At 67.3% G+C, this 22,541-nt stretch carries 20 protein-coding genes and 1 tRNA gene; 13 read left to right on the top strand and 8 right to left on the bottom strand.

Annotated elements, in window-relative coordinates; all coding sequences use genetic code 11:
* The first annotated feature begins 54 nt into the window (after window positions 1-54).
* Complete coding sequence (locus AB4Z37_RS06815; RefSeq protein WP_441515941.1) at window positions 55-969, top strand: LysR family transcriptional regulator; 915 nt, start codon at window positions 55-57, stop codon at window positions 967-969.
* Window positions 970-987: 18 nt separating this feature from the next.
* Here AB4Z37_RS06815 and AB4Z37_RS06810 read toward each other — a convergent pair whose 3' ends face one another.
* Window positions 988-1,752, bottom strand: coding sequence for a sulfite exporter TauE/SafE family protein (locus tag AB4Z37_RS06810; RefSeq protein ID WP_441515940.1), 765 nt, complete (start codon window positions 1,750-1,752; stop codon window positions 988-990).
* A 145-nt stretch (window positions 1,753-1,897) separates the two neighbouring features.
* On the opposite strand from AB4Z37_RS06810, the gene AB4Z37_RS06805 reads away from it, so the two are divergent.
* Window positions 1,898-2,818 (top strand): LysR substrate-binding domain-containing protein, encoded by a 921-nt coding sequence (locus tag AB4Z37_RS06805; RefSeq protein WP_441515939.1) that lies wholly within the window; start codon window positions 1,898-1,900, stop codon window positions 2,816-2,818.
* A 119-nt stretch (window positions 2,819-2,937) separates the two neighbouring features.
* Here the strand turns inward: AB4Z37_RS06805 and hisN are convergent, their stop codons facing one another.
* Both hisN and AB4Z37_RS06795 read right to left on the bottom strand, forming a co-directional pair.
* Window positions 2,938-3,720: a histidinol-phosphatase gene (hisN, locus tag AB4Z37_RS06800; protein WP_441515938.1), complete on the bottom strand. Its 783-nt coding sequence runs from the start codon at window positions 3,718-3,720 to the stop codon at window positions 2,938-2,940.
* Between the two features lie 667 nt (window positions 3,721-4,387).
* Window positions 4,388-5,275 (bottom strand): N-formylglutamate amidohydrolase, encoded by an 888-nt coding sequence (locus AB4Z37_RS06795; protein ID WP_441515937.1) that lies wholly within the window; start codon window positions 5,273-5,275, stop codon window positions 4,388-4,390.
* 208 nt (window positions 5,276-5,483) lie between these two features.
* Between AB4Z37_RS06795 and cpdR the strand changes: the two genes are divergently transcribed.
* The 5 genes from cpdR (at window position 5,484) to AB4Z37_RS06770 (ending at window position 11,184) form a co-directional block, all read left to right on the top strand.
* Window positions 5,484-5,843: a cell cycle two-component system response regulator CpdR gene (gene cpdR / locus AB4Z37_RS06790; RefSeq protein WP_441515936.1), complete on the top strand. Its 360-nt coding sequence runs from the start codon at window positions 5,484-5,486 to the stop codon at window positions 5,841-5,843.
* A gap of 121 nt (window positions 5,844-5,964) precedes the next feature.
* Window positions 5,965-6,039, top strand: a tRNA-Val gene (locus AB4Z37_RS06785).
* 564 nt (window positions 6,040-6,603) lie between these two features.
* Window positions 6,604-8,949 (top strand): TonB-dependent siderophore receptor, encoded by a 2,346-nt coding sequence (locus AB4Z37_RS06780; protein ID WP_441515935.1) that lies wholly within the window; start codon window positions 6,604-6,606, stop codon window positions 8,947-8,949.
* Window positions 8,950-9,032: 83 nt separating this feature from the next.
* Window positions 9,033-10,025, top strand: a complete 993-nt coding sequence (locus AB4Z37_RS06775) for an extracellular solute-binding protein (protein WP_441515934.1) — start codon at window positions 9,033-9,035, stop codon at window positions 10,023-10,025.
* Window positions 10,018-11,184 (top strand): PepSY-associated TM helix domain-containing protein, encoded by a 1,167-nt coding sequence (locus tag AB4Z37_RS06770; RefSeq protein ID WP_441515933.1) that lies wholly within the window; start codon window positions 10,018-10,020, stop codon window positions 11,182-11,184. The genes AB4Z37_RS06775 and AB4Z37_RS06770 overlap by 8 nt, the downstream gene beginning before the upstream one ends.
* 18 nt (window positions 11,185-11,202) lie before the next feature.
* Here the strand turns inward: AB4Z37_RS06770 and AB4Z37_RS06765 are convergent, their stop codons facing one another.
* The 3 genes from AB4Z37_RS06765 to AB4Z37_RS06755 form a co-directional block, all read right to left on the bottom strand.
* Window positions 11,203-12,243, bottom strand: a complete 1,041-nt coding sequence (locus tag AB4Z37_RS06765; RefSeq protein ID WP_441515932.1) for a hypothetical protein — start codon at window positions 12,241-12,243, stop codon at window positions 11,203-11,205.
* Window positions 12,244-12,676: 433 nt separating this feature from the next.
* On the bottom strand, window positions 12,677-14,065 hold the full coding sequence (locus AB4Z37_RS06760; protein ID WP_441516143.1) for a sensor histidine kinase: 1,389 nt from the start codon (window positions 14,063-14,065) through the stop codon (window positions 12,677-12,679).
* A gap of 5 nt (window positions 14,066-14,070) precedes the next feature.
* The gene (locus AB4Z37_RS06755; RefSeq protein ID WP_441515931.1) at window positions 14,071-14,745 is read right to left on the bottom strand and encodes a response regulator transcription factor; all 675 of its coding nucleotides are present in this window, start codon (window positions 14,743-14,745) and stop codon (window positions 14,071-14,073) included.
* Window positions 14,746-15,073: 328 nt separating this feature from the next.
* Here AB4Z37_RS06755 and AB4Z37_RS06750 point away from each other — a divergent pair, with 328 nt between their 5' ends.
* The 6 genes from AB4Z37_RS06750 to AB4Z37_RS06725 all read left to right on the top strand — a co-directional run bounded on the left by AB4Z37_RS06750 (window position 15,074) and on the right by AB4Z37_RS06725 (window position 21,055).
* Complete coding sequence (locus tag AB4Z37_RS06750) at window positions 15,074-15,655, top strand: class I SAM-dependent methyltransferase (RefSeq protein ID WP_441515930.1); 582 nt, start codon at window positions 15,074-15,076, stop codon at window positions 15,653-15,655.
* Window positions 15,656-15,668: 13 nt separating this feature from the next.
* On the top strand, window positions 15,669-16,298 hold the full coding sequence (locus AB4Z37_RS06745) for a DedA family protein (RefSeq protein ID WP_441515929.1): 630 nt from the start codon (window positions 15,669-15,671) through the stop codon (window positions 16,296-16,298).
* A gap of 333 nt (window positions 16,299-16,631) precedes the next feature.
* Complete coding sequence (locus AB4Z37_RS06740; protein ID WP_441516142.1) at window positions 16,632-17,438, top strand: UDP-2,3-diacylglucosamine diphosphatase; 807 nt, start codon at window positions 16,632-16,634, stop codon at window positions 17,436-17,438.
* On the top strand, window positions 17,438-18,457 hold the full coding sequence (locus AB4Z37_RS06735) for a glycosyltransferase family 4 protein (protein ID WP_441515928.1): 1,020 nt from the start codon (window positions 17,438-17,440) through the stop codon (window positions 18,455-18,457). The genes AB4Z37_RS06740 and AB4Z37_RS06735 overlap by 1 nt, the downstream gene beginning before the upstream one ends.
* Before the next feature lie 134 nt (window positions 18,458-18,591).
* On the top strand, window positions 18,592-19,452 hold the full coding sequence (locus AB4Z37_RS06730) for an aldo/keto reductase (RefSeq protein WP_441515927.1): 861 nt from the start codon (window positions 18,592-18,594) through the stop codon (window positions 19,450-19,452).
* A gap of 25 nt (window positions 19,453-19,477) precedes the next feature.
* On the top strand, window positions 19,478-21,055 hold the full coding sequence (locus AB4Z37_RS06725) for a gamma-glutamyltransferase family protein (RefSeq protein WP_441515926.1): 1,578 nt from the start codon (window positions 19,478-19,480) through the stop codon (window positions 21,053-21,055).
* Window positions 21,056-21,081: 26 nt separating this feature from the next.
* Here AB4Z37_RS06725 and AB4Z37_RS06720 read toward each other — a convergent pair whose 3' ends face one another.
* Window positions 21,082-21,405 (bottom strand): hypothetical protein, encoded by a 324-nt coding sequence (locus AB4Z37_RS06720; protein WP_441515925.1) that lies wholly within the window; start codon window positions 21,403-21,405, stop codon window positions 21,082-21,084.
* A gap of 144 nt (window positions 21,406-21,549) precedes the next feature.
* Complete coding sequence (locus AB4Z37_RS06715; RefSeq protein ID WP_441515924.1) at window positions 21,550-22,518, bottom strand: LysR substrate-binding domain-containing protein; 969 nt, start codon at window positions 22,516-22,518, stop codon at window positions 21,550-21,552.
* Window positions 22,519-22,541 lie beyond the last annotated feature (23 nt).

Raw genomic sequence — 22,541 nt, 5'->3', positions numbered from 1 at the left:
TGGTGGCGGGCCAATGCCAAAACCCGATCAATTGATGCACACAAGGCATGCGCGATGGACCTGAGCTGGCTGGAAGATTTTCTGGCGATCGTCGACTGCGGCGGGTTCTCGCGTGCCGCGGAGAAACGCAATATTTCCCAGCCGGCGTTCAGCCGCCGGGTGCGTGCGCTGGAGGACTGGGTCGGCGCGGCGCTGTTCGATCGCAGCACCCACAATGTTGTGCTGACGGCGGCGGGCGAGCGCTTTCGCCCGGTGGCCGAGGAGACGCTGCGGCGGCTTTATCTTGGCCGCGAGGAGGCGATGGAAGCGTCGCGGGCGTCCGCCGGGACGCTGCGCTTCGCCGCAACCAACGCGCTGTCGCTGACGTTCTTTCCCGCATGGCTGCGCGGGGTCGAGCAGCGCGCCGCGCTCAGTGAGGGCGTGCGGCTCGTCGCCGACACCATGGCGGCATGCGAGCGCATCATGCTGCAGGGCCAGGCCCAGTTCCTGCTGTGCCATCATCATCCCGCGGCGCAGACGTTGCTCGACGCGCATCAGTTCCGTTCGACGCATCTCGGCGACGACATGCTGGTGCCGGTGTGCGCGCCCGATCCCGCACGGCCCGGCCAGCCGCGCTATCCGCTGCCGGGCGAGGCGGCGCGGCCGCTGCCGCATCTTGCCTACAGTGCAGAATCAGGCATGGGACGCATCGTCGAGGCGGTGCGCGGCGTCGACGGCCCGCCTGCGTTCCTGCATGCGAGCTTCACCTCCCATGTCGCGACCGTGCTGGTCGCGATGGCACGGGAGGGGCGTGGTGTGGCGTGGTCGCCGCTCAGTCTCGTCGCCGACGATTTTGCGGCGGGCCGCCTGGTGCGGGCGGGCGACGCGGCATGGGACATTCCGATCGAGATCCGCCTGTTCCGGGCGCGGGCGCGCCAGAGCGCGGCTGCCGAAAGGTTCTGGGCGCTGCTCGACCCGGTGGATGGGTGAGCGCGATCGGGCGCCGGCTCAGCCGGCGTGAATCGTGATCAGCGTGTTGACGGCGAGATAGAGGCCGAGCAGGCCCATGCCCACCAGGAACCAGCGGCGGAAAGTGACGGCGTCCATCCGCACCCGCACGATCTGGCCGATATACATGCCGAGGAAGGCGGCGAGCAGCGCCAGCGCGCCGGGCAGCGCCGTGGACGTGGTGAGCAGCCCGGCGCTGGTCAGGTTGAACGACAGCGCGATGGTCGCGGTGGTGAAGAATACGCCGAGCGCCTGCACCAGTTCGTCCTTCTCCATGCCGATCGCCTGCATGAACGGCATCGAGGGGATGACCTGCACGCCGGTCGCCGCCGAGACGAGGCCGGTGAGCACCCCGACAATGCCGCCGACCCATTTTTCGTGTGGCCGGGCCACGCTGAAATGGACATTGCCGAGCCCGATCACCGCATAGATCACCAGCAGCGTGCCGAGCACGACGGTGCCGAAGCGGGCATAGGGGCCGGTCATCAGGCCGGCGCCGGACCAGATGCCGAGGCAGGTGCCGATCATCAGCGGCCACAGCCGGCGCACGATGTCGCGCAGGTAGGGGCCGACGAAGGTCTGCCAGATGTTGGTGACGATCGCCGGCACGATGACGATGGCGAGCGCCTGGGATGGCGGCATCCGTGTCGCGAGCAGCCCGATCGCCACTGTCGGCAAGCCGAGGCCGAGCACGCCCTTGACGAAGCCGGCGAGCATGAAGACGGCGGCAATGGCGACGAGCAGCGAAGGCGAGGCAGTGAGCATGCTGAGGTAACCGGCTGGGCGGGAAAGACGGCGCGTAGATTGACCCAGCGCGGCCGCCGGCACAATCTCGAGGTTCAGTTTTATCCCTTCGGAAGATCCGAAGGCAGGCGCGGGCCGGAACCCGGCGCCGATCCAGGAGGCGCCGGTGCGTTTCGATCTCGTCGATCTCAGATTGTTCGTCGCGGTGGCGGAGGCGCGCAGCATCACTCACGGCGCGTCGCGCTCGGCGCTGGCGCTGGCGTCCGCCAGCGCGCGGATCAAGGGCATGGAGGAGGCGCTGGGGGTGCCGTTGCTGCAGCGCGAACGCCGCGGCGTCGAGCTGACCGCCGCCGGCCAGAGCCTGCTCGATCATGCGCGTATCGTGCTGCATGACGTCGAGGCGCTGCAGGGGGATCTTGCGTCCTATGCGCGCGGCGCCAAGGCGACCATTCACATGCTGGCCAACACCGCCGGCATGTCCGAGCACCTGCCCAAGGTGCTGGCGGCGTATCTGGTGCGCAATCCGCAGATCAGCATCCATGTCGAGGAGCGCGAGAGCCCGCATATCGGACCGGCGCTGGCCTCGGGCGTCGCCGATCTTGGCCTTGCCGCCGCCCATGTGGTGCCGGACACGCTGGAGATGTTTCCGTTCTGCGACGATCGCCTGGTGCTGGTGACGTCGCCGCACGACGAGTTCACCGGCCGCCGCCAGATCGATTTCCGCGAGGTGCTGGAGCGCGATTTCGTCGGCCTGTCGGAGGGCAGCGCACTGCAGGACCATATCGCGAGCCACGCCGCGCGGCTCGGCCGCCGGTTGCGGCTGCGCGCCCGTTTCCGCACCTTCGACGCGGTATGTCAGGTGATCGAGGCCGGTGTCGGGGTCGCGATGATGCCGGAGGTCGCGGCGCGGCGCGCCAGCAAGACCATGAAGGTCTCGGTGGTGCGCATTCGCGACGCCTGGACCCAGCGGCGCCTCGTGGTGTGCATGCGCAGCTTCAAGGCGCTGCCGAAGCCCGCACAGCAGCTGGTGCTGCACCTGCGCGCCAGCGCGACGATCCGAGAGCCCGACTCAAGAAGAAGCCAATGAAACAGGGGACTTGGAAACAGGGGACTTGGAAACAGGGCGCTTGTCGCCGAACGCGTCATGACCGGCGTTTGTCCCGGCCGATCTCGTTTCGGGACGCACGTGGCCCCTCGCGCGTGGCGTCAGCCGTTGAGAATCTTCAGCGCGGCTTCGTGCACCCGCGGGTCGCCGGCGGCGACGATGCGGCCGCCGTTCTGCGCCGGCCCGCCGTCCCAAGTGGTGACGATACCGCCGGCCCCGGTGATGATCGGCACCAGCGCGGCGATGTCATAGGGCTTGAGCTCGGTCTCGATGACAAGGTCGACATGGCCGGCCGCGAGCATGCAGTAGGCATAACAGTCGCCGCCATAGCGCGACAGCCGCGTGGTGGTCTCCACCCGGCCGAAGGTGGCGCGGTCGGTCTCGTTCATCAGGCGCGGGCTGGTGGTGAACAGCGTGGCGTCCGCGAGGGTGGCGCAGCGGCGCACCGCCAGCTTGCGCTTGCCCGACGGGCCGGAGTAGGTCGCCGCCCCGCCGTCGCCGGTGAAGCGCTCGCCGATATAAGGCTGGTGCATCATGCCGAACGCCGGCACGCCATGGCGCATCAGGGCGATCAGCGTGCCCCAGATCGGCAGGCCGGAGATGAAGGACTTGGTGCCGTCGATCGGGTCGAGCACCCAGACGTACTCGGCGTCGGCGCGCTCGTCGCCGAACTCCTCGCCGACGATGCCATGCTGGGGAAAGTTGGCCTTGATCAGCCGCCGCATTACCGCTTCCGCGGCGCGGTCCGCCTCGGTGACCGGATCAAGGTCCTTGCCGAGGCTCTTGTTCTCCACCCCCAGCGAGGTGCGGAAGAACGGCAGGATGGTCTCGCCGGAGGCGGAGGCGAGGCGGTCGAGAAAGGCGGAAAAATCGACGAGCGTCACAGGGGCTCCTCCGGCAGGGCCGTCGGGGAAGGCTGATTCCAACCCACACTAGAATCATAAACATCGTGTGTCGTCACCGCGCGTGAGGCGGACAACGACCCGACGGGGGCGGGAGGCCAGGAGGGACCTCAGGAGGGACCTCAGGAAGAACCTGGCCATGTTCGCCCCGGGAGACGGCGCCCCTGAAGTTGCGGGACGGGGTTGAATAGTGGAATCGGGAAGGCTGGCGGGGGAGAGCAACCGTTCACATCTTTAGCGGATGGAGGCTCAAGGATAGAATTATTAATTCATAACTTGGGCTTGGTTTAGCCATTTTGGCATGGCTCAGGCGACGGTTGTTTTTATTCAAGCCATTGAATTCGCTTTGAAATAATTGTGACATTGGTTGCTTACGCAACAGATCAGTTATGCGCTGGCCGCATGCGAAAGGTTTCGATTCCCCTTGCATTTTGTGCGTCGCGGCTGCATATTGTTGCGGTGCGGTAGCGCTTTGCGTTACCGCTGCCCTCCTTGGGCGTTTCCTCCCTAGACTTGGGCCGCTTGCCATCGCAAGCGGCCCTTTTTTCTTTCTTGTCGGCTTTTCTTGTCGACGATCGTTCCAGCCGCGCGGCTTGCCAGAAGCTTGGCGGGTCGAGGAGGGGGAGGGGGGACGAGCCGGCGCTGTCGGCTACTCCGCGGCGGCCTCGAACGGGCCGAGATTGCCGAGCGGCAGCGCGACCAGGGTGCGGGCGAGGGCGGCGAAGTCAGTCGCGACCTCGGCAAAGCGCTCGCTGCGTTCCCGCTTGCGCTCGTCCATGTAGATCGCCCGGTTCAGCTCGATCTGGATGGTGTGCAGCCCGCCGGCGGGGTTGCCATAGTGCTCGGTGATGAAGCCGCCCGCATAGGGCTTGTTGCGGCCCACCGTGTAGCCCAGCGCCGCGAGGGTTTCCTCGACCAGTGTGGTCAGCAGCGGTGCGCAACTCGTGCCATAGCGGTCGCCGATCACGACGTCAGGCCGGCGCGGCTCGTCGCGCGAGATGCCAACCGACGGCATCGAGTGGCAGTCCACCAGGATGGCGGTGCCGTACATCTCATGGACCTTGCCGATCAGCCGGCGCAGTGCCCGGTGGTAGGGCTTGTACAGCGCTTCGATCCGGCTGAGGCCGTCCTCGACGCTCAAACGCTCGCGATAGATTTCCTGGCCGTCGCCGACCACCCGCGGGATGGTGCCGAGGCCGCCGGCGACCCGCATCGAGCGGGTGTTGGCGAAGCTCGGCAGGCGGCCATTGAACATGCGCGGGTCGAGCTCATAGGGCTCACGGTTCACGTCGACATAGGAGCGGGGGAAATTGACGCGGACCACCGCGATGCCGTCGGCGCTCAGCCCCTCGATCATGTCGTCCATGAAGGAGTCTTCCGAGCGGCGCAGGGCCGGCAGGTCGATCCGCGACGCCTCGATGAACTCAGGCGGATAAACCGCCCCCGAATGTGGGGAATTGAAGATGATCGGCGCCCGCCAGGTGAGAGGCTCGACGATCTCGAAGGGGGACGACAGGCCGTCGTCAAACCGGGTCATGCAGGGCGCTGCCTTCCGTCGTGGTCCTGTCTCGAACGGTCTGGACGCCGATGACAGCATATTTTGGCCGGCGAAGTGTATGTTTTATTCGTCATCTTGCCGGATTGTTCGCGGCCTGGCCGGCGAGCCCTGTTCCCTTTCACCCGAAATTTACCCTCTGTCTGGCTAATAAGGGCAAACCGTTCCCTCCTGAATCGAACCGGACGCCATGCACAAGATTCTCCTCGCCGAAGACGACAACGACATGCGCCGGTTCCTGGTCAAGGCGCTGGAAAACGCCGGCTACCAGGTCTCGTCCTATGACAACGGGCTCTCGGCCTATCAGCGGCTGCGGGAAGAGCCGTTCGAGATGCTGCTGACCGATATCGTGATGCCCGAAATGGACGGCATCGAGCTGGCGCGCCGCGCCTCCGAGCTCGATCCCGACATCAAGATCATGTTCATTACGGGTTTCGCCGCGGTGGCCCTGAACTCCGATTCGGAAGCCCCCAAGAACGCCAAGGTGCTGGCGAAACCGGTCCACCTGCGGGAACTGGTCAGCGAAGTGAACAAGATGCTGGCGGCCTGAGGCCGCTCGGGGGGTAAAAAAACCGCCCCGAACCGCAAAAGACCCCCAAAGAACCCGCTCCCAGGTCCTTGCCTGGGACGATCTGAGCCGATATAGGGACGCCACCCTTATTCACGGTTTCGGGCGCGTAGCTCAGCGGGAGAGCACTACGTTGACATCGTAGGGGTCACAGGTTCGATCCCTGTCGCGCCCACCATTCCGAACCGCTGCCGTTTCAGCGCTTGGGGTTCTCAGAGCTTGGGGTTCTCAGAGCCTGGGATTCTCAGCGCCTGGGGTTCGCCAAAAATCCAGCATCGTCCGTGTGGCCTGCGCTTCTGTTCTGCGTGGGGGTTTGCTCGTGTCTCCGGGGACCGGTTGGCGCGCTCGATCCGGGGCGGCGAGGTGCAGGCCGGATGGCCTGTGGCTCCTTGATGCCCCTCCTGCTGTGGGCCGCAGCGGCGCCGGATACGGCGCATCGTCGAAGCGGCATGCGGATCTGCGCGGACGATGTGACGCAAAGCCGGTGTTCGCAAATACGAAGCTTCCGCGTCGTTGCTCCCGCGCGTCTGCGACATTTTGTCCGTTAAAGATGCCCGCCCACGGGCATCGTCGTCACCGGGCCCGTCCGCAGCGCCACGATCGTCGCACGGCTTCATCTGCCGCGCTTTCATCTTGGAGCGATTCAAGCGAGCTTAGAGCGATTCAAACCCGCGCGAGGTTCTCTGCATGCGCGTCGGCTGCTAGGGGCAGCCGCGAATGTGGTGTTCTGACCTGGAAGTGAATGGTGGTGCGGATCAATGCTGATCGCCGGATCGTCGGCGATCGTCGGAAGCGTGCGGACAAGTGCCGTGCGGGTTATGTGATTGGTGCGGCGGTCCTGCTGGCTGATGCTTTTTCCCCGTCGACCAGCGCCAGCGCACAAACGGGCGTACCTCTGCCGGCGGTGACGGTCGACGCGCCGACGCAGAGACCGAAGGCGACACGAGCGCCGCGGGCGCCCGCAAGCGGAGGCGGGGCGGTCGCCGCGCGCCAAACAAGCCGCAGCGCCGCGCCTGCCGCGCCGACGCCGCAGGAACGTGCCGCGGCTGCCGCGGCGGCGAAGGAAATCGCGAGGCTCGGCTATCGCGCGATGCCGAGCGCGACCACGCTGCGCAGCACTGCATCGCCGCTCGACACAGCTCAGGTCGTCAATGTCGTGCCCGCGCAAGTGTTGAAGGACCAGCTGCCGCGCAATCTCGACGACGCGCTGATCAATATCAGCGGCATCACCCAGACCAATACGCTGGCCGGCACCCAGGACGCGGTTATCCGGCGCGGCTTCGGCGACAACCGCGACGGTTCGATCATGCGCAACGGCATGCCGCTGGTGCAGGGCCGCAGCTTCAACGCCGAGGTCGACAGCGTCGAGGTGCTGAAAGGCCCGGCATCGCTGCTGTACGGCATCATGGACCCCGGCGGTGTCGTCAACACCATCAGCAAGCGCCCCGAACGTGATCAGTATGGTTCGGTCACGCTGCTCGGGTCGACCTTCGGCGGCGGCAAGAACGGCTTCAACGGCACCTTCGACCTCACCGGCCCGATCGGCGCGAACGGTCTTGCCTATCGCTTCATCGTCGACAATGTGAACGAGGACTACTGGCGCAATTTTGGCCAGCGCCGGGAAACGCTGATCGCGCCGTCGCTGGCGTGGTATGGCGACAACACCACGATCCAGCTCAATTACGAGCACCGTGATTTCATCTACCCGTTCGACCGCGGCACCGCGCTCGATTCCCGCACCATGCGGCCGCTGGCGATCCCGGCGACGCGCCGGCTCGACGAGCCCTACAACAGCATGTGGGGAACGTCCGACCTGATCCAGGCCTCGATCGAGCATCGGTTCAGCCAGGACTGGAAGCTCTACGCCGGCTACAGCTACAACACCGAGTCCTCCAGCGCGAACCAGTTGCGCATCACTGCCGTCAATCCCGTCACCGGCATCGTCACGCGCAGCAACGACGGCACGCAGGGGGCGCTGAGCAATGTCAGCTACGGCACCTCCTATCTGCAGGGCACGGTCTGGCTCGGCGACCTGCGCAACGAGGTGCTGATCGGCGGCGACGCGCAATATCGCACGATCTACCGCAAGGACATGATCCGGCAGTCGACGCCGAATGTCTTCAATCTTTACAATCCGGTCTATGGCCTGCTGCGGCCGGGCACCGCGGTGTCGGCGACCGACAGCGACCAGACCGACAAGCTCGGCACGCGCGCGCTGTTCTTCCAGGACACGCTCCATCTCACCGACCGTTTCGCGCTGGTCGGCGGCGTGCGCTACATGGAGTACGAGCAGCTGGCCGGCCGCGGCCGGCCGTTCAAGGCCAACACCGATCTGTCCGGCGACAAGGCGCTGCCGCTCGCGGGCGCGATCCTCAAGCTCAACGAACAGGTATCGCTGTATGCGAGCTATACCCAGTCGCTGAAGCCGACGTCGTCGATCGCGCCGCTCGCCGGCGGGGTCGTGATCGGCTCCAATCTCGCGCCGGAAGAAGGCGTGTCGTGGGAGACCGGTGTCAAGTTCGACATCAACAGCCGCATCTCCGGCACGCTCGCGCTCTACGACATCGACAAGAAGAACGTGCTGGTGTCGCAGCTCAACCCTGCGACCAGCATTGTCGAATATCGCACCGCGGGCCGCGTCCGCTCGCGCGGCGTCGAGCTCGATGTCACGGGCCGGCTGACCGACAGCTGGGCCATGATCGGCAGCTATGCCTATACCGATGCCCGGGTCACCGAGGATCCGACGCTGACCGGCAAGGCGCTGCAGAATGTCGCGCTGAATACGGCCTCGCTCTATCTCGTCTACGATTTCGGCGACGCGCTGCCGGGCCGGCTGCGTATCGGCGGCGGCGCGCATTATGTCGGCGACCGGCCCGGCGATTCCGTGAACAGCTTCACGCTGCCGTCGTATGTCGTCGCCGATGCCTTCGCGACCTATGAGACCAGGCACCAGAACCTGCCGGTGCTCTATCAGCTCAACGTCAAGAACCTGTTCGACAAGGTCTATTACCCCTCGGCGGTGAGCCAGTATTTCGTGGCGATGGGCGACGCGCGGCGCGTGTCGCTGTCGGCGACGGTGAAGTTCTAGTGCCGGGCGGCTTCGTTCATCGCAGGGCGTGTCCGCCGGCGCGGCGGGATGGCCGTGTGTGGACCGCCCTCGGGAGCGCGGTCGTGTTGGCCTGTGCGGTCGCCGGAGAGGCGGCGCCCGCGCGCGCGGACGAGATCACCGTCTATTCGATCCGGGACGCGGATCTCATTGCGCCGGTGGTTGCCGCCTTCACGGCGGCAAGCGGCGACACGGTTCGCGTCGAATTCGTCGCGGACAATCTCGTCAAGCGGCTGACCGCGGAAGGCGCGACGTCGCCCGCCGACGTGCTGTTGACCATCGGGCTCGACAAGACGACCCAGCTCGTCCGCTACGGCCTGACACAGCCGCTGACATCCGCGGCGCTCGATGCCGCCGTGCCGGCGAACCTGCGCGGTGGCGATGGCCAGTGGATCGCGCTCGCGGTCCGTCCCCGCGTCGTCATGGTGCGCAAGGACAGCGCGGTCGGCCCTGTCGACTATGAGGATCTCGCCGCGCCGGCATGGCGCGGCAGGCTGTGCATGCGCTCGCCGCTGCACCAGAACAACATCGCCCTGATCGCCGCATTTCTGGCCCATCACGGCGCGGAGGCGACCGAAGCCTGGCTTCGCGGCCTCAGGGCGAACCTCGCCCGCAAGCCGGCCGGCAAGGACAACGACGTCATTCGCGCCATCGCCGAAGGCGCCTGCGACATCGGTCTCGGCAACACGGTGGCGCTGGCGCAGCTGCGTGACGGGCGGGACGGCGACGATTGGCGCCGATGGGCGCAGCAGGTCCGGGCTGTGCCGACGGCGTTCAAAGGCGGCGATACGCATGTCAACCTGACCGGTATCGCGATCGCCAGACACGCGCCTCACCGGGCTGCAGCGCAACGCTTCATCGCATTCCTGGTCACGCCGGAGGCCCAGAAGCTCTTTGCCGCCGCCGAGCTGGAATATCCTGTGGTCGCGGCGGCGGAGCGCGCGGCGCTCGTCCGCGACATCGGCGCCTTCACCGCCGACACCCTGCCGATCGATGCGATCGCCGCGCAGCAGCAGGCCGCGGTCGCTCTCGCGAAGAAGGCCGGCTTCGATGACTAGGCGGTGGCCATCGGTCAAGACGGCCCTGCTGCGCATCCACTCGGTGATCGGGCTGTTGCTCGGGCTGATCATGGCCCTGGTCGGGATCACCGGCGCGATCATGTCGTTCGAGGAGGAGATCGTCGCTGCCCTGAACGCCGGACTGGAGAGGGTCGAGCCGCGCGAGGTGCCGGCGCTGACGCCCGACCAGTTGGTCGCGCGCCTGCCGGCACCCTACAATCTCGACAAGGTCTCCGCTGTGACGATGTCCAGCGATCATGCGGCCGCGGTGCACCTGCGCTTCGTGCGTTCCGGCGGCGCGCGGCCGTCGTCGCTCTATGTCGATCCCTCTGACGGACGCGTGCTCGGTGTGCCGCGCGGCGAGGAGTTTTTCGCCACCGTGCGCAAGCTGCATCGCTGGCTGCTGCTGCCCGGCGACGGCAACGGCTACGGCCGGACGATTACGGGCACGACCGTGCTCGGCCTGATCGTGATGCTGATCTCCGGCATGGTGCTGCGCTGGCCGCGCCGCGTGCGCAGCCTGCGGGCATGGCTGAAGCCGGAGCTCGCGCTGCGCGGTCGGGGCTTGCACCGCTCGCTGCATTCGGTGGTCGCCACCTGGGTGCTGCCGGTCTATCTCGTCATCGCGCTCACCGCGCTATGGTATTCCTTCGAATGGTACAAGGACGGTGCGAAATGGCTGCTGGCGCGCCCGCCGGCGACAGCGGCGCCGATGCAGAAGAAGCCGCCGCGTGGCGCTGCGCCCGAAGTCGCCGCCGTCGGCTTCGATCGGGCATGGTCGACCTTCCTGCACGAGCAGGGTTCGCGCTTCGCCACCGCGCAACTGACGCTGCAGGCCGGGGCGGTAGTGCGGGTGCGGTCGTGGGCGCCCGACTCCACGCTCGAGAGCGTGCGTGACGAATTCCGCATCGACGCCGCATCCGGCCGGCTGATCACGTCGGACATCTACGCCGACAAGACCTTTGGCGAGCGCATGCTCGCGGCGGTGCTCGACATCCATCGCGGCGCCGTGCTGGGTTGGCCCGGCCGGCTGGCGTTCATGATCGCCGCGGCGCTGATGCCGCTGTTCGTGGTGACGGGCGTCCTGCTCTATCTGTCGCGCCGCCGGCTACGTCGCATGGCGCAGCTACCACACGGCCGCCTCGCTCCCGGCGAGTGAGGCGGCTGCCGCGCGCCGTCAGCCTTTGCAGGATTGCACGAAGTTGCCGATGGTGTCCGGACTGTCGACCGGAAGGGAATCGAAGCCCGCGAACATTCCGGCTTGAGGCGTCGGCAGACTCACCACGCCGAGCGTCTTCGCCTGGGCGATGGCCGCAATCTGTGCATCCGTCAATCGGTAGCCCGCATTGATCCAGCCGTTGACGACCTGGCGGTTCAGGCGGGACTTGTCAATTTGCGTCTTCTTGCCGTCGATGAAGAGGTAGTCGACGTTGTAGGCCATGTATTCATCCTCACGGCCCTGCGGGTCGAAGATGACGAGGAGCTGCAGCTTTTTCTTGATGCACTGGAGGATGAATTTGTTGATGCCCTGCGTCGTGTCGCGCTGTCCCTTGAGATAGGTGACGTCGACATCTCCAGGGCTGTCGGCCTTGAGCGTGTGCACGGTCCAGGTGGTGCGGGTCTTGCCGTTGTTTGTGACGTCGAATTGATTCAGCTGAGCCAATGTCGGTTCAATGAAGTTCGGGTCGCTGGCCGAACCGGGGATGCTCAGGGCTCCGCTGTTGATCTCCATCTCCTGGAGATACCGGGCGACGGTAGGATCCTGAGCAATGGCGCGGCGGAAACCGTAGCGCGACTTGTCGGGTGCGTACCGGAATTTACCCCCCATGAAAGCAAGAGCGCAGGCATCGAGGCACTGTCCGGGCGCTGAATTTCGCTTGCCGGCAGCCTTTTGTGTCCCGACATAAGTGGAGAGGTCGTTATCACGAATGACCTTGCCGAGCGCAATGGCTGCAGGCGTATCGCCGTCGGTCGCGTTGAGAAAGATCTGAGATCCCTGGGGAATGTCGTTCGACTTGATGTAGGCGCTCAGCCGCGCGGCTGCATCCTTGTCGATCGTTCCACTGGCGAAGACGGACCAGGCGTTGCCGGACAGGAAAATCGCGTCTTGCCGTGGCGGGACGCCTGTCAACGTCATCTTGGCGGGCGTCTGCGCCAGAGCCGGCGCGCCGCCAAGAAAACCAAGTGCCAGGGTCGCGAGGGCAAAATATCGCTTCATGAAGCTCACTCCAGAGCGGTGCAATCGAAAAGAAGAAGGAAGGTCGGTTAGGCAGATTCTGAGAAGAGGTATTCGAGTGGGGCTTCGCGACGGCTGAGTGTGCGCCGGTCACAAGGAAGGAGGGCGAGCTTCAAATATCCTCGCTGGAGCGCTGAAGAGTGGTAGTGGCCATTATGGGGAGCGGGATGTGTTGATGGCCATGAAATGCACAGCTCGCGAATTCTGACGCGTCTCGCATTCAATAGCATCATCGAAAGTCGATCAGCAATCCTCAGCGTTGTCTTCACCGCTCCGGCCGCACCGTCTCCTCCTGATGCTGCTGGGGCGGGCGGGGCGCATGATCTGCGGTGGCGGCAGGCCGACGATCGCGAGCGCCGCGAACAGCGGCAGCGCGCAGTCAGACAAGGCGCCTGAGACGACCCATGCGGAGCCGTTATGCGGTGGCGACCTGCGCCGCAGGCGCCGGGCCGGCAGCCTCGACGGCCGGGAAGATCAGCCGCAGGCAGGCGCCGCCGGAGCGGCTGGCGTCGGCCTCGATGCGGCCGCCGTGCAGGTGCATGATCTTCTGCACCAGGTCGAGGCCGAGGCCCGCGCCCTGGCCGCCCTCCTGCAGGCGATAGAACGGTTCGAAGATGTGGTCGCGCTCCTCGGGGGGGATGCCGTCGCCCTCGTCGGACACCTCGATCCGGCCAGCGGTGGTCACAATGATGGCGATGGTGCCGCGGCGGCCGCCATGGTCAATGGCGTTCTGCACGAGGTTGGTCAGCGCGCGCTCGATCGACATCTGGTCGCCCTTGACCATCACCGCGTCAGTCTGCGGCTCGAACGCCATCTCGTAGCCGGCGTTGAAGGCGAGCGGCGCGAGATCCAGCACCACGCGTTGCGACAGCGCGACAAGGTCGACCGGGCCGAACGCGTCGGCCTTCTGGTCGAGGCGCTGCAGGTCGAGCAGCTGGCCGGTCATCACCGTCAGCCGCGTGGCGTCCTCGAGCAGCCGCGCCTTTTCGGGGCCGGGCGGCAGCGACGACACGCGGGTGGACAGAATGGCGATCGGCGTGCGCAGCTCGTGGGCGGCATCGCTGAGGAAGCGCCGGTGCCGTTCATAACCCTTGTCGAGCCGCGTCAGCGCGCCGTTGATCGCCCGCACCAGCGGCACGATCTCGGCGGGCACGGTGTCGAGCGGCAGCTGCAGGCCACGCCGGTCGATATCGATGTGCTCGGCCTGCGCGGCGGTCTGGCGCAGGCCGGTGATGGCGCGGCGCACCACCAGTGGTGTCGCCACCAGCGTCGCCAGCGCCATCAGCGCCACCAGCGGCAGGATGACGTTGAGGAACAGCAGCTGCGTCACCGAGAAGATCTTGCGCACCGACATGCGCCCGCGCGTGCCGGTGAGGATCTGCACCTTGCCGGCTTCGGTCTCCACCCACTTCACGACACCGGCCGGCGGCAAGCCCTCGCCGAAGCCGAGACGGGCGTCGCTGACATGGTCGAGCGCGCGGGCGATCGGCTCGAAGTCGGGCGGCACCGTGCCTTCCGAGATCTGCTGTCCCTGCGCGTCGCGCGCCACGAACCACAGGTCCGAGACCTCGGCCTTGAGGGTCGCGAGATCCGGCGTGGTGTGCACCACCAGCCGGCCGGAAGCGTCGCGGGCGATCGCGTCTTTCAGGATATCGAGGGTGCTGCCCTCATAGCTGTCGAGCAGGCCGCTGCGCCACAGCACCGCGGTGACCGGCAGGATCAGCATCACCAGCAACGTCAGCATCACGGTCTGCATCGCCACCAGGCGCCCGACCAGGCGCCATTTCAGCGAGCGCGGCCGCAGCACGCTCACGGTGTCTCACGCAGCAGATAGCCGACGCCGCGCACGCCGTTGATGGTGACGCCGGCGCCGGAGTCCGTCAGCTTGCGACGCAGGCGCGAGATGTGGGTGTCGAGCGCATTGGGCTGGACGTCGTCGTCGAGGCCGAACACCGCCTCCATCAGCGAGCCGCGCTGCACCATGCGGCCCATCCTGCGCACCAACGTCTCCAGCACCAGCAGCTCGCGCCGCGGCAGCTCGAGGGCGTTGCCATCGACGTTGGCCTCGCGATGGGTGAGGTCGAACGCGAGGCGGCCGACACGGACGACATCGGAGCGCATGTTGACGGGGCGGCGCAGCAGCGCCCGCAGCCGTGCCAGCAGCTCCTCGAGTGCGAACGGCTTGGCAAGATAGTCATCCGCGCCCTTGTCAAGGCCGGCGATGCGGTCGGCGAGATCGGCGCGTGCGGTCAGCACCAGCACCGGTACGGCGTTGCCGTTCGCACGCAGCTTGGGCACGAGCGACAGGCCGTCGCCGTCCGGCAGCCGGCGATCCAGCACCACGGCATCATGATTACCGTCGGCGGCGAAGATCTCGGCCTCGGACAGGTTGAGTGCGTGGTCGATCACCATGTCGTGGCGCGTCAGGGCGACACGCAACGCGGAGGCCATTTCCGGCTGGTCCTCCACCAAGAGAATTCGCATCGATGTTGTCTTTCGGTCCCCGCGCCCGAATGTGCGCGCCGCATTTATCGGCACCGCATTAAGGCAACCTTGCGGCAGCCGTCCCGCCGGGCGGCACCTTTCATTCCCGAAGCACGCCGCATCACGACAGATTAGCGCAATCCAGCCATGGGATACGGCGCATGCCGATCGATCGGGTGAGTCGAACTCCGGCGCTCGATGCCGCCAAGGCGCTGTTCAGCGTAAAGGCTCTGTTCAGCGCAGCGGATGCGGATCGGTGGAAGACGCGCGCCGGCCGGCCAGCCCCTCGCTGGCCGGCGCAGCGTTCACGTAGCATGGAATGATCGCAATGCAATTCGCCGACGTTTTGCCGTTCCTGTCCGCCTGGGTCCGCAATCCCATCCGCGTCGCCGCGGTTGCGCCATCGGGGCCCGCGGTGGCTGCGTTGATGACGCAGGAGATCGATGCACAGACCGGTCGGGTGCTCGAGCTTGGCCCGGGCACCGGCCCCTTCACCTATGCGCTGCTCGAACGCGGCGTGCGCGAGCAGGACCTGACGCTGATCGAGTACGGCTCGGATTTCGTGCGGCTGCTGCTGGAGCGGTTTCCGCAGGCGCGCATCCTCTGGATGGATGCGTCATGGATCGAGAAGTATCAGCTGTTCGAACCGGGAACGGTCGGCGCCGTGGTCAGTGGCCTCGGACTTCTGACCATGCCGCCGCGCAAGGTCACGGCGATCATGAGCGGCGCGTTTCACTATCTGCGTCCGGGCGGCGCGTTCTACCAGATTACCTACGGGCCGCGCTGCCCGGTGCCGGACGCGATCCTGCGCGCGCTCGATCTCGAGGCGGTGCGCATCGGGCAGACCATGCGCAATGTGCCGCCGGCGTCGGTCTATCGCATCGCACGGCGGCAGCCGGCGGCCACATGACAGCGAGGCTGTGATGGACGCCGCGGCACTGTTCTCGACATGGCTCGGTTTCGGCCTCGCCGGAGTCGGCGCACTGGCCTTCGCCGAAAAATTCGTGCCGATCGTGCCGTCCTATGTGCTGCTGATGCTGCTCGGCACGACGGCGATGGACGGCACCGCGCTGGCGCTGCTCGTCATCGTCACGGTCGCCGGCTCGGTCGGCGGCGCGCTCGCCTGGTATGGCTTTGGCCGCGCCGTGGGCGGCGCGCGCGTCGCCCGGCTGGTCGCGCGCTTCGGCAAATATGTGTTTCTGCGGCCCGAGCTCTATCAGCGGCTCACCGATGCCTATCGCAACAACCATTTCTGGGTGACGCTGTTCGGCCAGACCGTGCCGGTGGCGCGGGTCTATCTCGCCCTGCCGGCAGGCGTGCTGCGGCTCGATCTGCTGGCTTTCACCGTTGCAACGGCGCTCGGCGCGCTGATCTGGAACATGCCGTTTCTCAGCCTCGGCTACATGCTGCGCAGCAGTGGTCATGATGTCACTGTGGTCGGCTTCTGGACGGCCATCGCGCTGATTGCCGCCGAAACGTTGATTCTCGTCGTGGTGCGCGTGTGCCGGTCGCGCGTCATGCAGCGCCGCGCGCTGGTGGCGGATCGCGGCTGACGGTGCATGCCGACTTGAAGCGGACTTGTGGAAGCAGAGCTGGAAGCTGATGTGGAGGTGGACATGAAGCTGTCGTTGTCGCGTTCCGCTGTGCCCGGTGCCGTGGTGGTGGCGGCGATCCTGCTCTCCGGCCATCAGCTCGCCAGCACGATGGTGGCCGGGCGCTACTGGGGCGCGGCGCTGGCGCTGCTGGCGTTCGCGGCCGGGATCGGCTGGCAGCGTGCCACCGTGCGCAAGACCGTCGCCCGCGACGCCTCCCAGGCGATGGCGGGCCTTGCGAGCGTGATGGCGACATTGCTGCGTGAGGCCGCCGCGCCGCCCCCGGCCCCTGACATGTCGCCACCGCCTCGGGAGACCGTGCGTGTCCGGACCCTGTTTGTCTCTGACGCCCATCTCGGCACCCGCGGCAGCCAGGCGGAGCTGCTGCTGGCGTGCCTGCGCCGCTACGATGCCGAGACCGTGTTCATGGTCGGCGACATGCTCGACGGCTGGCGCCTCAATGCTGACTGCTACTGGCCGCAGGCCCATCAGGACGTGGTGCAGGAACTGCTGGACCAGGCGCGCCGTGGGGTCCGGCTGGTGTATCTGCCGGGCAACCACGACGATTTCCTGCGCGCCCATGCCGGTACGATGTTCGGCAGCATCGCACTCGTCGATCATGCCATCCATCACGGCGCCGACGGGCGCGATTATCTGGTGATCCATGGTGATCAGTTCGATGTCGTGATGCGCCGCGCCCGCTGGCTGGCGCTGGTCGGCGACTGGGCCTACCGCACCGCGCTGGTGCTGAACGCCGGCCTCAACCGGATCCGTGCGCGCTGCGGGCTGCCCTACTGGTCGTTCTCGGCCTGGGCCAAGGCGAGCGTGAAGAAGGCGGTCAGCCATATCGGCCATTTCGAGCAGGAACTGTGTGCGGCGGCCCGGCGCCATGATGTGCAGGGTGTGATCTGCGGCCACATCCACCATCCGGTCATGCACGACAGCTTCGGCGTGCGTTACATCAACACCGGCGACTGGGTGGAATCCTGCTCGGCGGTCGTCGAGCATGCCGACGGGCGGTTCGAGATCGTCCACTGGCCACGGCCGCAGCATCAGCATGCCGCGGCGGCGGCGGCCGAGCCGCTGGCGAAGGCGGCGTGATGCGCATCCTGGTCGTCACCGATGCCTGGCGGCCGCAGGTCAATGGCGTGGTGCGCTCGCTCGAGCACCTCGCCCGCGAAGCGCCGGCATTCGGCGCCGCGGTGCATTTCCTCACGCCCGACGATTTTCCGACGCTGCCGTTGCCTGGCTATCGCGAGATCCGTCTGGCGTGGCCGCGGCCGGACGCGGTGCGCCGTGCCATCGCCGCTTCGCGCGCCGACGCCGTGCACATCGCCACCGAAGGCCCGATCGGCTGGGTGGCGCGGCATGTCTGCCGCAAGGACGGCCACGCCTTCACCACCAGCTATCACACCCGCTTTCCCGAATATCTCGCGGCAAGGCTGCCGGTGCCGCTGGCGCTGAGCTACGCGGCGCTGCGCCGCTTTCACAACAGCGGCGATGGCACCATGGTGGGTTCGCCGTCGCTGGCGCGCGATCTCGCGGCGCACGGCTTTGCCAAGCTGATGCCGTGGTCGCGCGGTGTCGATGCCGAGCTGTTCCGGCCCCGGCCGCGGCCCTCCCGGCGCTTTCCGCGTCCGGTGTTCCTGTTTGTCGGGCGGCTGGCTGTGGAGAAGAACGTCGAGGCGTTTCTCGGCCTCGACCTGCCGGGCTCGAAGGTGGTGGTGGGCGATGGGCCGCTGCGCGACCGCCTGCCGGCGCAGTTTCCGGACGTGCATTTCCTCGGTCAGCGCACCGGCGAGGCACTGGCGGAGGTCTATGCCGCCGCCGACGTGTTCGTGTTCCCGAGCCGCACGGATACCTTCGGCATCGTCCTGCTCGAGGCGCTCGCCAGTGGCCTGCCGGTGGCGGCGTTCCCGGTGATGGGGCCGCTCGACGTGCTCGGCGAGTCCGGCTGCGGCTGCCTCGACCCCGACCTGCGGCGCGCCGCCCTGCAGGCGCTCGACATTCCCGGGGACAAGTGTCGCAATCACGCCCTCGGCTTCACTTGGCGGCACAGCGTCGGCCAATTCCTGGACAATGTCCGGCGGGCCCACGGCCTGCTCGTCGGCGCCGGGTAGCCGTTCTCGCGTCGGCGGACGATTGCGGAGGCATCGCGCGGGACTTAAGGTGGGGCGGTCCCGCCTACAGTCTTCCCGATCCGCAGGGAATGTGGCCTCCACGGCCCCTCGGTGATGCCTTCGCGTGAATGCCCATGACTGCCTCGACGGTTTCCTCGACGCTGCGGCCGTTTGGCCCCGCGGGCCATCCCGTTTCGATCATCGGGCAAGGCACCTGGTACATCGATCACGGTGACCGCAAGGCGGCGATCGAGAGCCTGCAGCGCGGGCTCGACCTCGGCATCAGCCACATCGACACGGCAGAGATGTATGGCGATGCCGAGCTGGTGGTGGCCGAGGCCATCGCCGGGCGGCGCGACGACTGCTTCCTGGTGTCGAAGGTGCTACCGAGCAATGCCTCGCGGCGCGGCACCGTCACCGCCTGCGAACGCTCGCTGGCGCGGCTGAAGACCGACCGGCTGGATTGCTACCTGCTGCACTGGCGCGGCAACCATCCGCTGGAAGATACCGTCGCGGCGCTGGAGCACCTGGTCGCCGCCGGCAAGATCCGCTCCTGGGGCGTCAGCAATTTCGATGTCGAGGATCTCGATGAACTGCTGGCGGTCGCAGGTCCCGGCCGCATCGCCTGCAACCAGGTGCTCTATCATCTCAACGAGCGGGCGATCGAGCATGGCGTGATGCCGTGGTGCGAGCGCCATGGTGTCGCCGTGGTGGCGTATTCGCCGTTCGGCCACAACGACTTCCCGCACGCCCGCTCCGCCGGCGGCAAGGCGCTGGCGGCGGTGGCCGTGCGCCATCAGGCGACGGCGCGCCAGGTGGCGCTGGCGTTCCTGGCGCGGCGGCCCGCGGTGTTTCCGATCCCGAAAGCCGCCTCCGCCGCCCATGCCGCCGACAATGCCGGCGCGCTGCGGCTTGTGCTCAGCGCCGATGACATCGCCGCCCTCGATGCTGCCTTTCCTCGTGGTCCGGCGCCACGCCATTTGCCGATGCTCTGAGCGCGGCCAGCAGACGGGAGACGCCATGCGTGATTTCATGACTCCGGGCCGGTCGCTGGCGGTCGGCGACCGCGGCATGGCCGCGACCTCGCATCCGCAGGCGACCCAGGCGGCGCTCGCCGTCCTGCAGGCCGGCGGCAATGCCATGGATGCCGCGATCGCCGCGGTCGCCGTGCAATGCGTGGTCGAGCCGGCGATGACCGGCATCGGCGGCGACTGCTTCGTGCTCTATGCCCGCAGCGGCGGCGTGCCGGTGGCCTATAACGGGTCGGGGCGGACACCCGCCGCCACCGATCTCGCGCGGCTCCAGCACGCCGGGCTGACCCAGATCGCGCCGACGTCGGCCGACGCGGTCACGGTGCCCGGCGCGGTCGATGCCTGGTGTCATCTCCATGCCGCCCATGGCGCGCTGCCGCTCGAGCGCATCCTGCAGCCGGCGATCGACGCGGCCGAGAATGGCTTTCGCATCACGCCGCGCGTCGCCTTCGACTGGCAGCGCTTCCGCGCCAAGCTTCAGGGCAATGCCGCCGCGGCAGCTCAATTCCTGCCCGCGGGACGGACACCGGAGGTTGGCGAGCGGCGCAGCCAGCCGGCGCTCGGCCGGACGTTGCGGCGCATCGCGCGCGAAGGCCGGGCGGCGTTCTACGAAGGCGAGGTCGCGGGTGAACTCACCGCTGTGCTGCAGCAGCTCGGCGGCTGCCACACGGCCGCGGACTTCGCCGCCCATCGCGGCGAGGCGGTGGCGCCGATCACCGCACGCTATCGCGGCCATGACGTCTACGAGTGCCCGCCGAACGGACAGGGGCTGGCGGCGCTGATGATCCTGCGCATGCTCGATGGCGACGAACTGGCATCCCTCGGTGAGGCCGACCGGGTGCATCTGCTGGCGGAGGCGACCAAGGCGGCCTACCGCGCCCGCGATGCCTATTTCTGCGATCCGGCATTCGGGCCGCTGGACGCGGCGCATTTCACTGGCGATGCCACGATCGGCCGCCTGCGCCGCGCCATCTCGCCGGCCCGCGCTTCCGCCGCGGTCGACTGGGACGAGGTCGTCCATCGCGACACCGTCTACATCAGCGTGGTCGACCGCGACCTCAACGCGGTGTCGTTCATCAATTCGCTGTTCGCCGCCTTCGGCAGCGCCATCTATGCGCCGCAGTCCGGCGTGCTGCTGCACAACCGCGGCTGGGGCTTTCGTCTCGACGCGGCGCATCCCAATGCGCTGGCGCCGCGCAAGCGGCCGATGCACACCATCATTCCCGGCATGGTGGTCAGGGACGGCCGCGCGGTGATGCCGTTCGGTGTGATGGGCGGCCACTATCAGGCCACCGGCCACGCCCAGTTCCTGTCCAATGTGTTCGATCTGGGGATGGACATCCAGTCGGCGTCCGACGCGCCGCGCTCGTTCGCCATCGACGGTGTGCTGCAGCTCGAGCCGACCATCGCCCGTGCCGTGGGGGACGATCTCGCGGAGCGTGGCCACAGGCTGCAATGGGTCGATGCTCCGCTCGGCGGCTGCCAGGCGATCTACATCGATCACGCGCGCGGCGTGCTGCTCGGCGCCAGCGACCATCGCAAGGATGGCATGGCGCTCGGCTACTGAGCCGTCATGCGGCCTGCGCAGCTGCGCTACATGGTACCGTAACCCATGAAGAAGCAGCGCCGCTCGCCGCTGAGCGAATGACAGCGCCAGATCTTGCCGTCTTCGCTCGGCGTTGCCTGGTCGAACGGCACCAGCTCCTTGAAGCGGGCGAGCCAGATGCCGTCGGGCCGCACCTGTACGTCACGGGAATCCAGCAGCTCGCAGTCGGTCGGACCGCAGCAGTGGACACCGTCCTTTCCCTTGTAGGCCCCCTCCGCAATCCAGTTCGGCCGGCCGTCCGCGTCATGGGCGGTCGCGCTCCCTGGCGTCAAAAGCCCGAGGGTCAGGGCCAAGAAAATGACTGTGCGCATCACATCACCTCCTTGGTCGAAGAGCGAAGCATCAATCGTGCCAATGGCGCTGCGCGGGATGCCACCGCCGGTCGACCCGGCAAGACCGGTCGTTGCCCTTCGGTTCCATGACATCAAACGCCCGGGCGGGCGGCATGGACTGCATCAAAACGAGTCAATCACGGAATTGTCATCGTTTCGTCGGCTGGCAGCCACCGTTGCCGATCGCTGCCGCCGCCTCGCCCGGTCGATTGCGCGCGACTGCGTCTGTGCGACATGGATGAGCTTGTCGAGCGCCGGGCGCTGCTCGCCGGCTTTCCACACGCACCAGGTCTCCGACATGATGTTGGAGCGTTCGATCGGCACGAACGCGGCGCCCGCGAGATGCGATGTCGCGAGTGTCCGCGGCACCAGCGCGACACCGAGCCCGTTGGCGACGAACGACACCACGCTCAGCCAGTGCCGTACCTCGTAGCGCACGCGGGGCATGAAGCCGGCGGCGAGACAGGTGGCGATGACTGACTGGAAATAATCCGGCGACACGCGCTGCGAGAACAACACGAAGTCCTCGTGCTGCAGCCGCGTCAGGCGCAGCATGCGCGATCGCGCACAGGCATGGCTGCTCGGCACGCAGGCGACGAACGGCTCGGCATGATAGCGGAAGCCAGCGAGGCCGTCCGGCGTGCCGCGGCCGTGGATGAAGCCGAGGTCGATCTCGTCGTGCCGCAGCGCGTCGACCTGTTCGGTGGAGTTCAGCTCCTGCAGCGTCAGCTCGATGTCCGGTGCGGCGCGGCGCATGTCGTCGAGCAGGGCGGGCAGGCCGCGGTACAGCATCGAGCCGGCAAAGCCGACCCGCAGCCGCCCGCCGTGACCTTCGGCCACCGCCTTCACCAGCGCGCGGGCCTCTTCGGCGCGGCGCAGCAGCACCTGGGCCTCGCGCTGCAGCGCGAGGCCCGCCGCGGTCAGGCTGACATGGCGGCTGGTGCGCTCGAACAGTTTTGCGCCGATCTCGGCCTCGAGCTGGCGGATGGCGGTGCTGAGCGGCGGCTGGGACAGCGACAGGCGCTGCGCCGCGCGGCCGAAATGCTTTTCCTCGGCGAGCACGGCGAAGTAGCGCAGCTGGCGGAGGTCCATGGTCCGGCTCCCGGCGATTGATA

The sequence above is a fragment of the Bradyrhizobium sp. 2TAF24 genome (assembly GCF_052115025.1).
GTDB lineage: Bacteria > Pseudomonadota > Alphaproteobacteria > Rhizobiales > Xanthobacteraceae > Bradyrhizobium_A.
The sequence above is the reverse complement of the archived record's forward strand: the minus strand, read 5'-3'. Positions and strand labels throughout refer to the sequence as shown.

Bases quoted from the DNA above. Each gene is read 5' to 3' on its own strand.
- AB4Z37_RS06815 (WP_441515941.1), top strand. From the start codon at position 55: ATGGACCTGAGCTGGCTGGAAGATTTTCTGGCGATCGTCGACTGCGGC.
- AB4Z37_RS06765 (WP_441515932.1), bottom strand. From the start codon at position 12,243: ATGAAGCGATATTTTGCCCTCGCGACCCTGGCACTTGGTTTTCTTGGC.
- AB4Z37_RS06745 (WP_441515929.1), top strand. From the start codon at position 15,669: ATGGACGCCGCGGCACTGTTCTCGACATGGCTCGGTTTCGGCCTCGCC.
- AB4Z37_RS06730 (WP_441515927.1), top strand. From the start codon at position 18,592: ATGACTGCCTCGACGGTTTCCTCGACGCTGCGGCCGTTTGGCCCCGCG.
- AB4Z37_RS06735 (WP_441515928.1), top strand. From the start codon at position 17,438: ATGCGCATCCTGGTCGTCACCGATGCCTGGCGGCCGCAGGTCAATGGC.
- AB4Z37_RS06780 (WP_441515935.1), top strand. From the start codon at position 6,604: ATGGTGGTGCGGATCAATGCTGATCGCCGGATCGTCGGCGATCGTCGG.
- AB4Z37_RS06725 (WP_441515926.1), top strand. From the start codon at position 19,478: ATGCGTGATTTCATGACTCCGGGCCGGTCGCTGGCGGTCGGCGACCGC.
- cpdR (WP_441515936.1), top strand. From the start codon at position 5,484: ATGCACAAGATTCTCCTCGCCGAAGACGACAACGACATGCGCCGGTTC.
- AB4Z37_RS06755 (WP_441515931.1), bottom strand. From the start codon at position 14,745: ATGCGAATTCTCTTGGTGGAGGACCAGCCGGAAATGGCCTCCGCGTTG.
- AB4Z37_RS06810 (WP_441515940.1), bottom strand. From the start codon at position 1,752: ATGCTCACTGCCTCGCCTTCGCTGCTCGTCGCCATTGCCGCCGTCTTC.
- AB4Z37_RS06740 (WP_441516142.1), top strand. From the start codon at position 16,632: ATGTCGCCACCGCCTCGGGAGACCGTGCGTGTCCGGACCCTGTTTGTC.
- AB4Z37_RS06750 (WP_441515930.1), top strand. From the start codon at position 15,074: ATGCAATTCGCCGACGTTTTGCCGTTCCTGTCCGCCTGGGTCCGCAAT.
- AB4Z37_RS06770 (WP_441515933.1), top strand. From the start codon at position 10,018: ATGACTAGGCGGTGGCCATCGGTCAAGACGGCCCTGCTGCGCATCCAC.
- AB4Z37_RS06795 (WP_441515937.1), bottom strand. From the start codon at position 5,275: ATGACCCGGTTTGACGACGGCCTGTCGTCCCCCTTCGAGATCGTCGAG.
- AB4Z37_RS06715 (WP_441515924.1), bottom strand. From the start codon at position 22,518: ATGGACCTCCGCCAGCTGCGCTACTTCGCCGTGCTCGCCGAGGAAAAG.
- AB4Z37_RS06720 (WP_441515925.1), bottom strand. From the start codon at position 21,405: ATGCGCACAGTCATTTTCTTGGCCCTGACCCTCGGGCTTTTGACGCCA.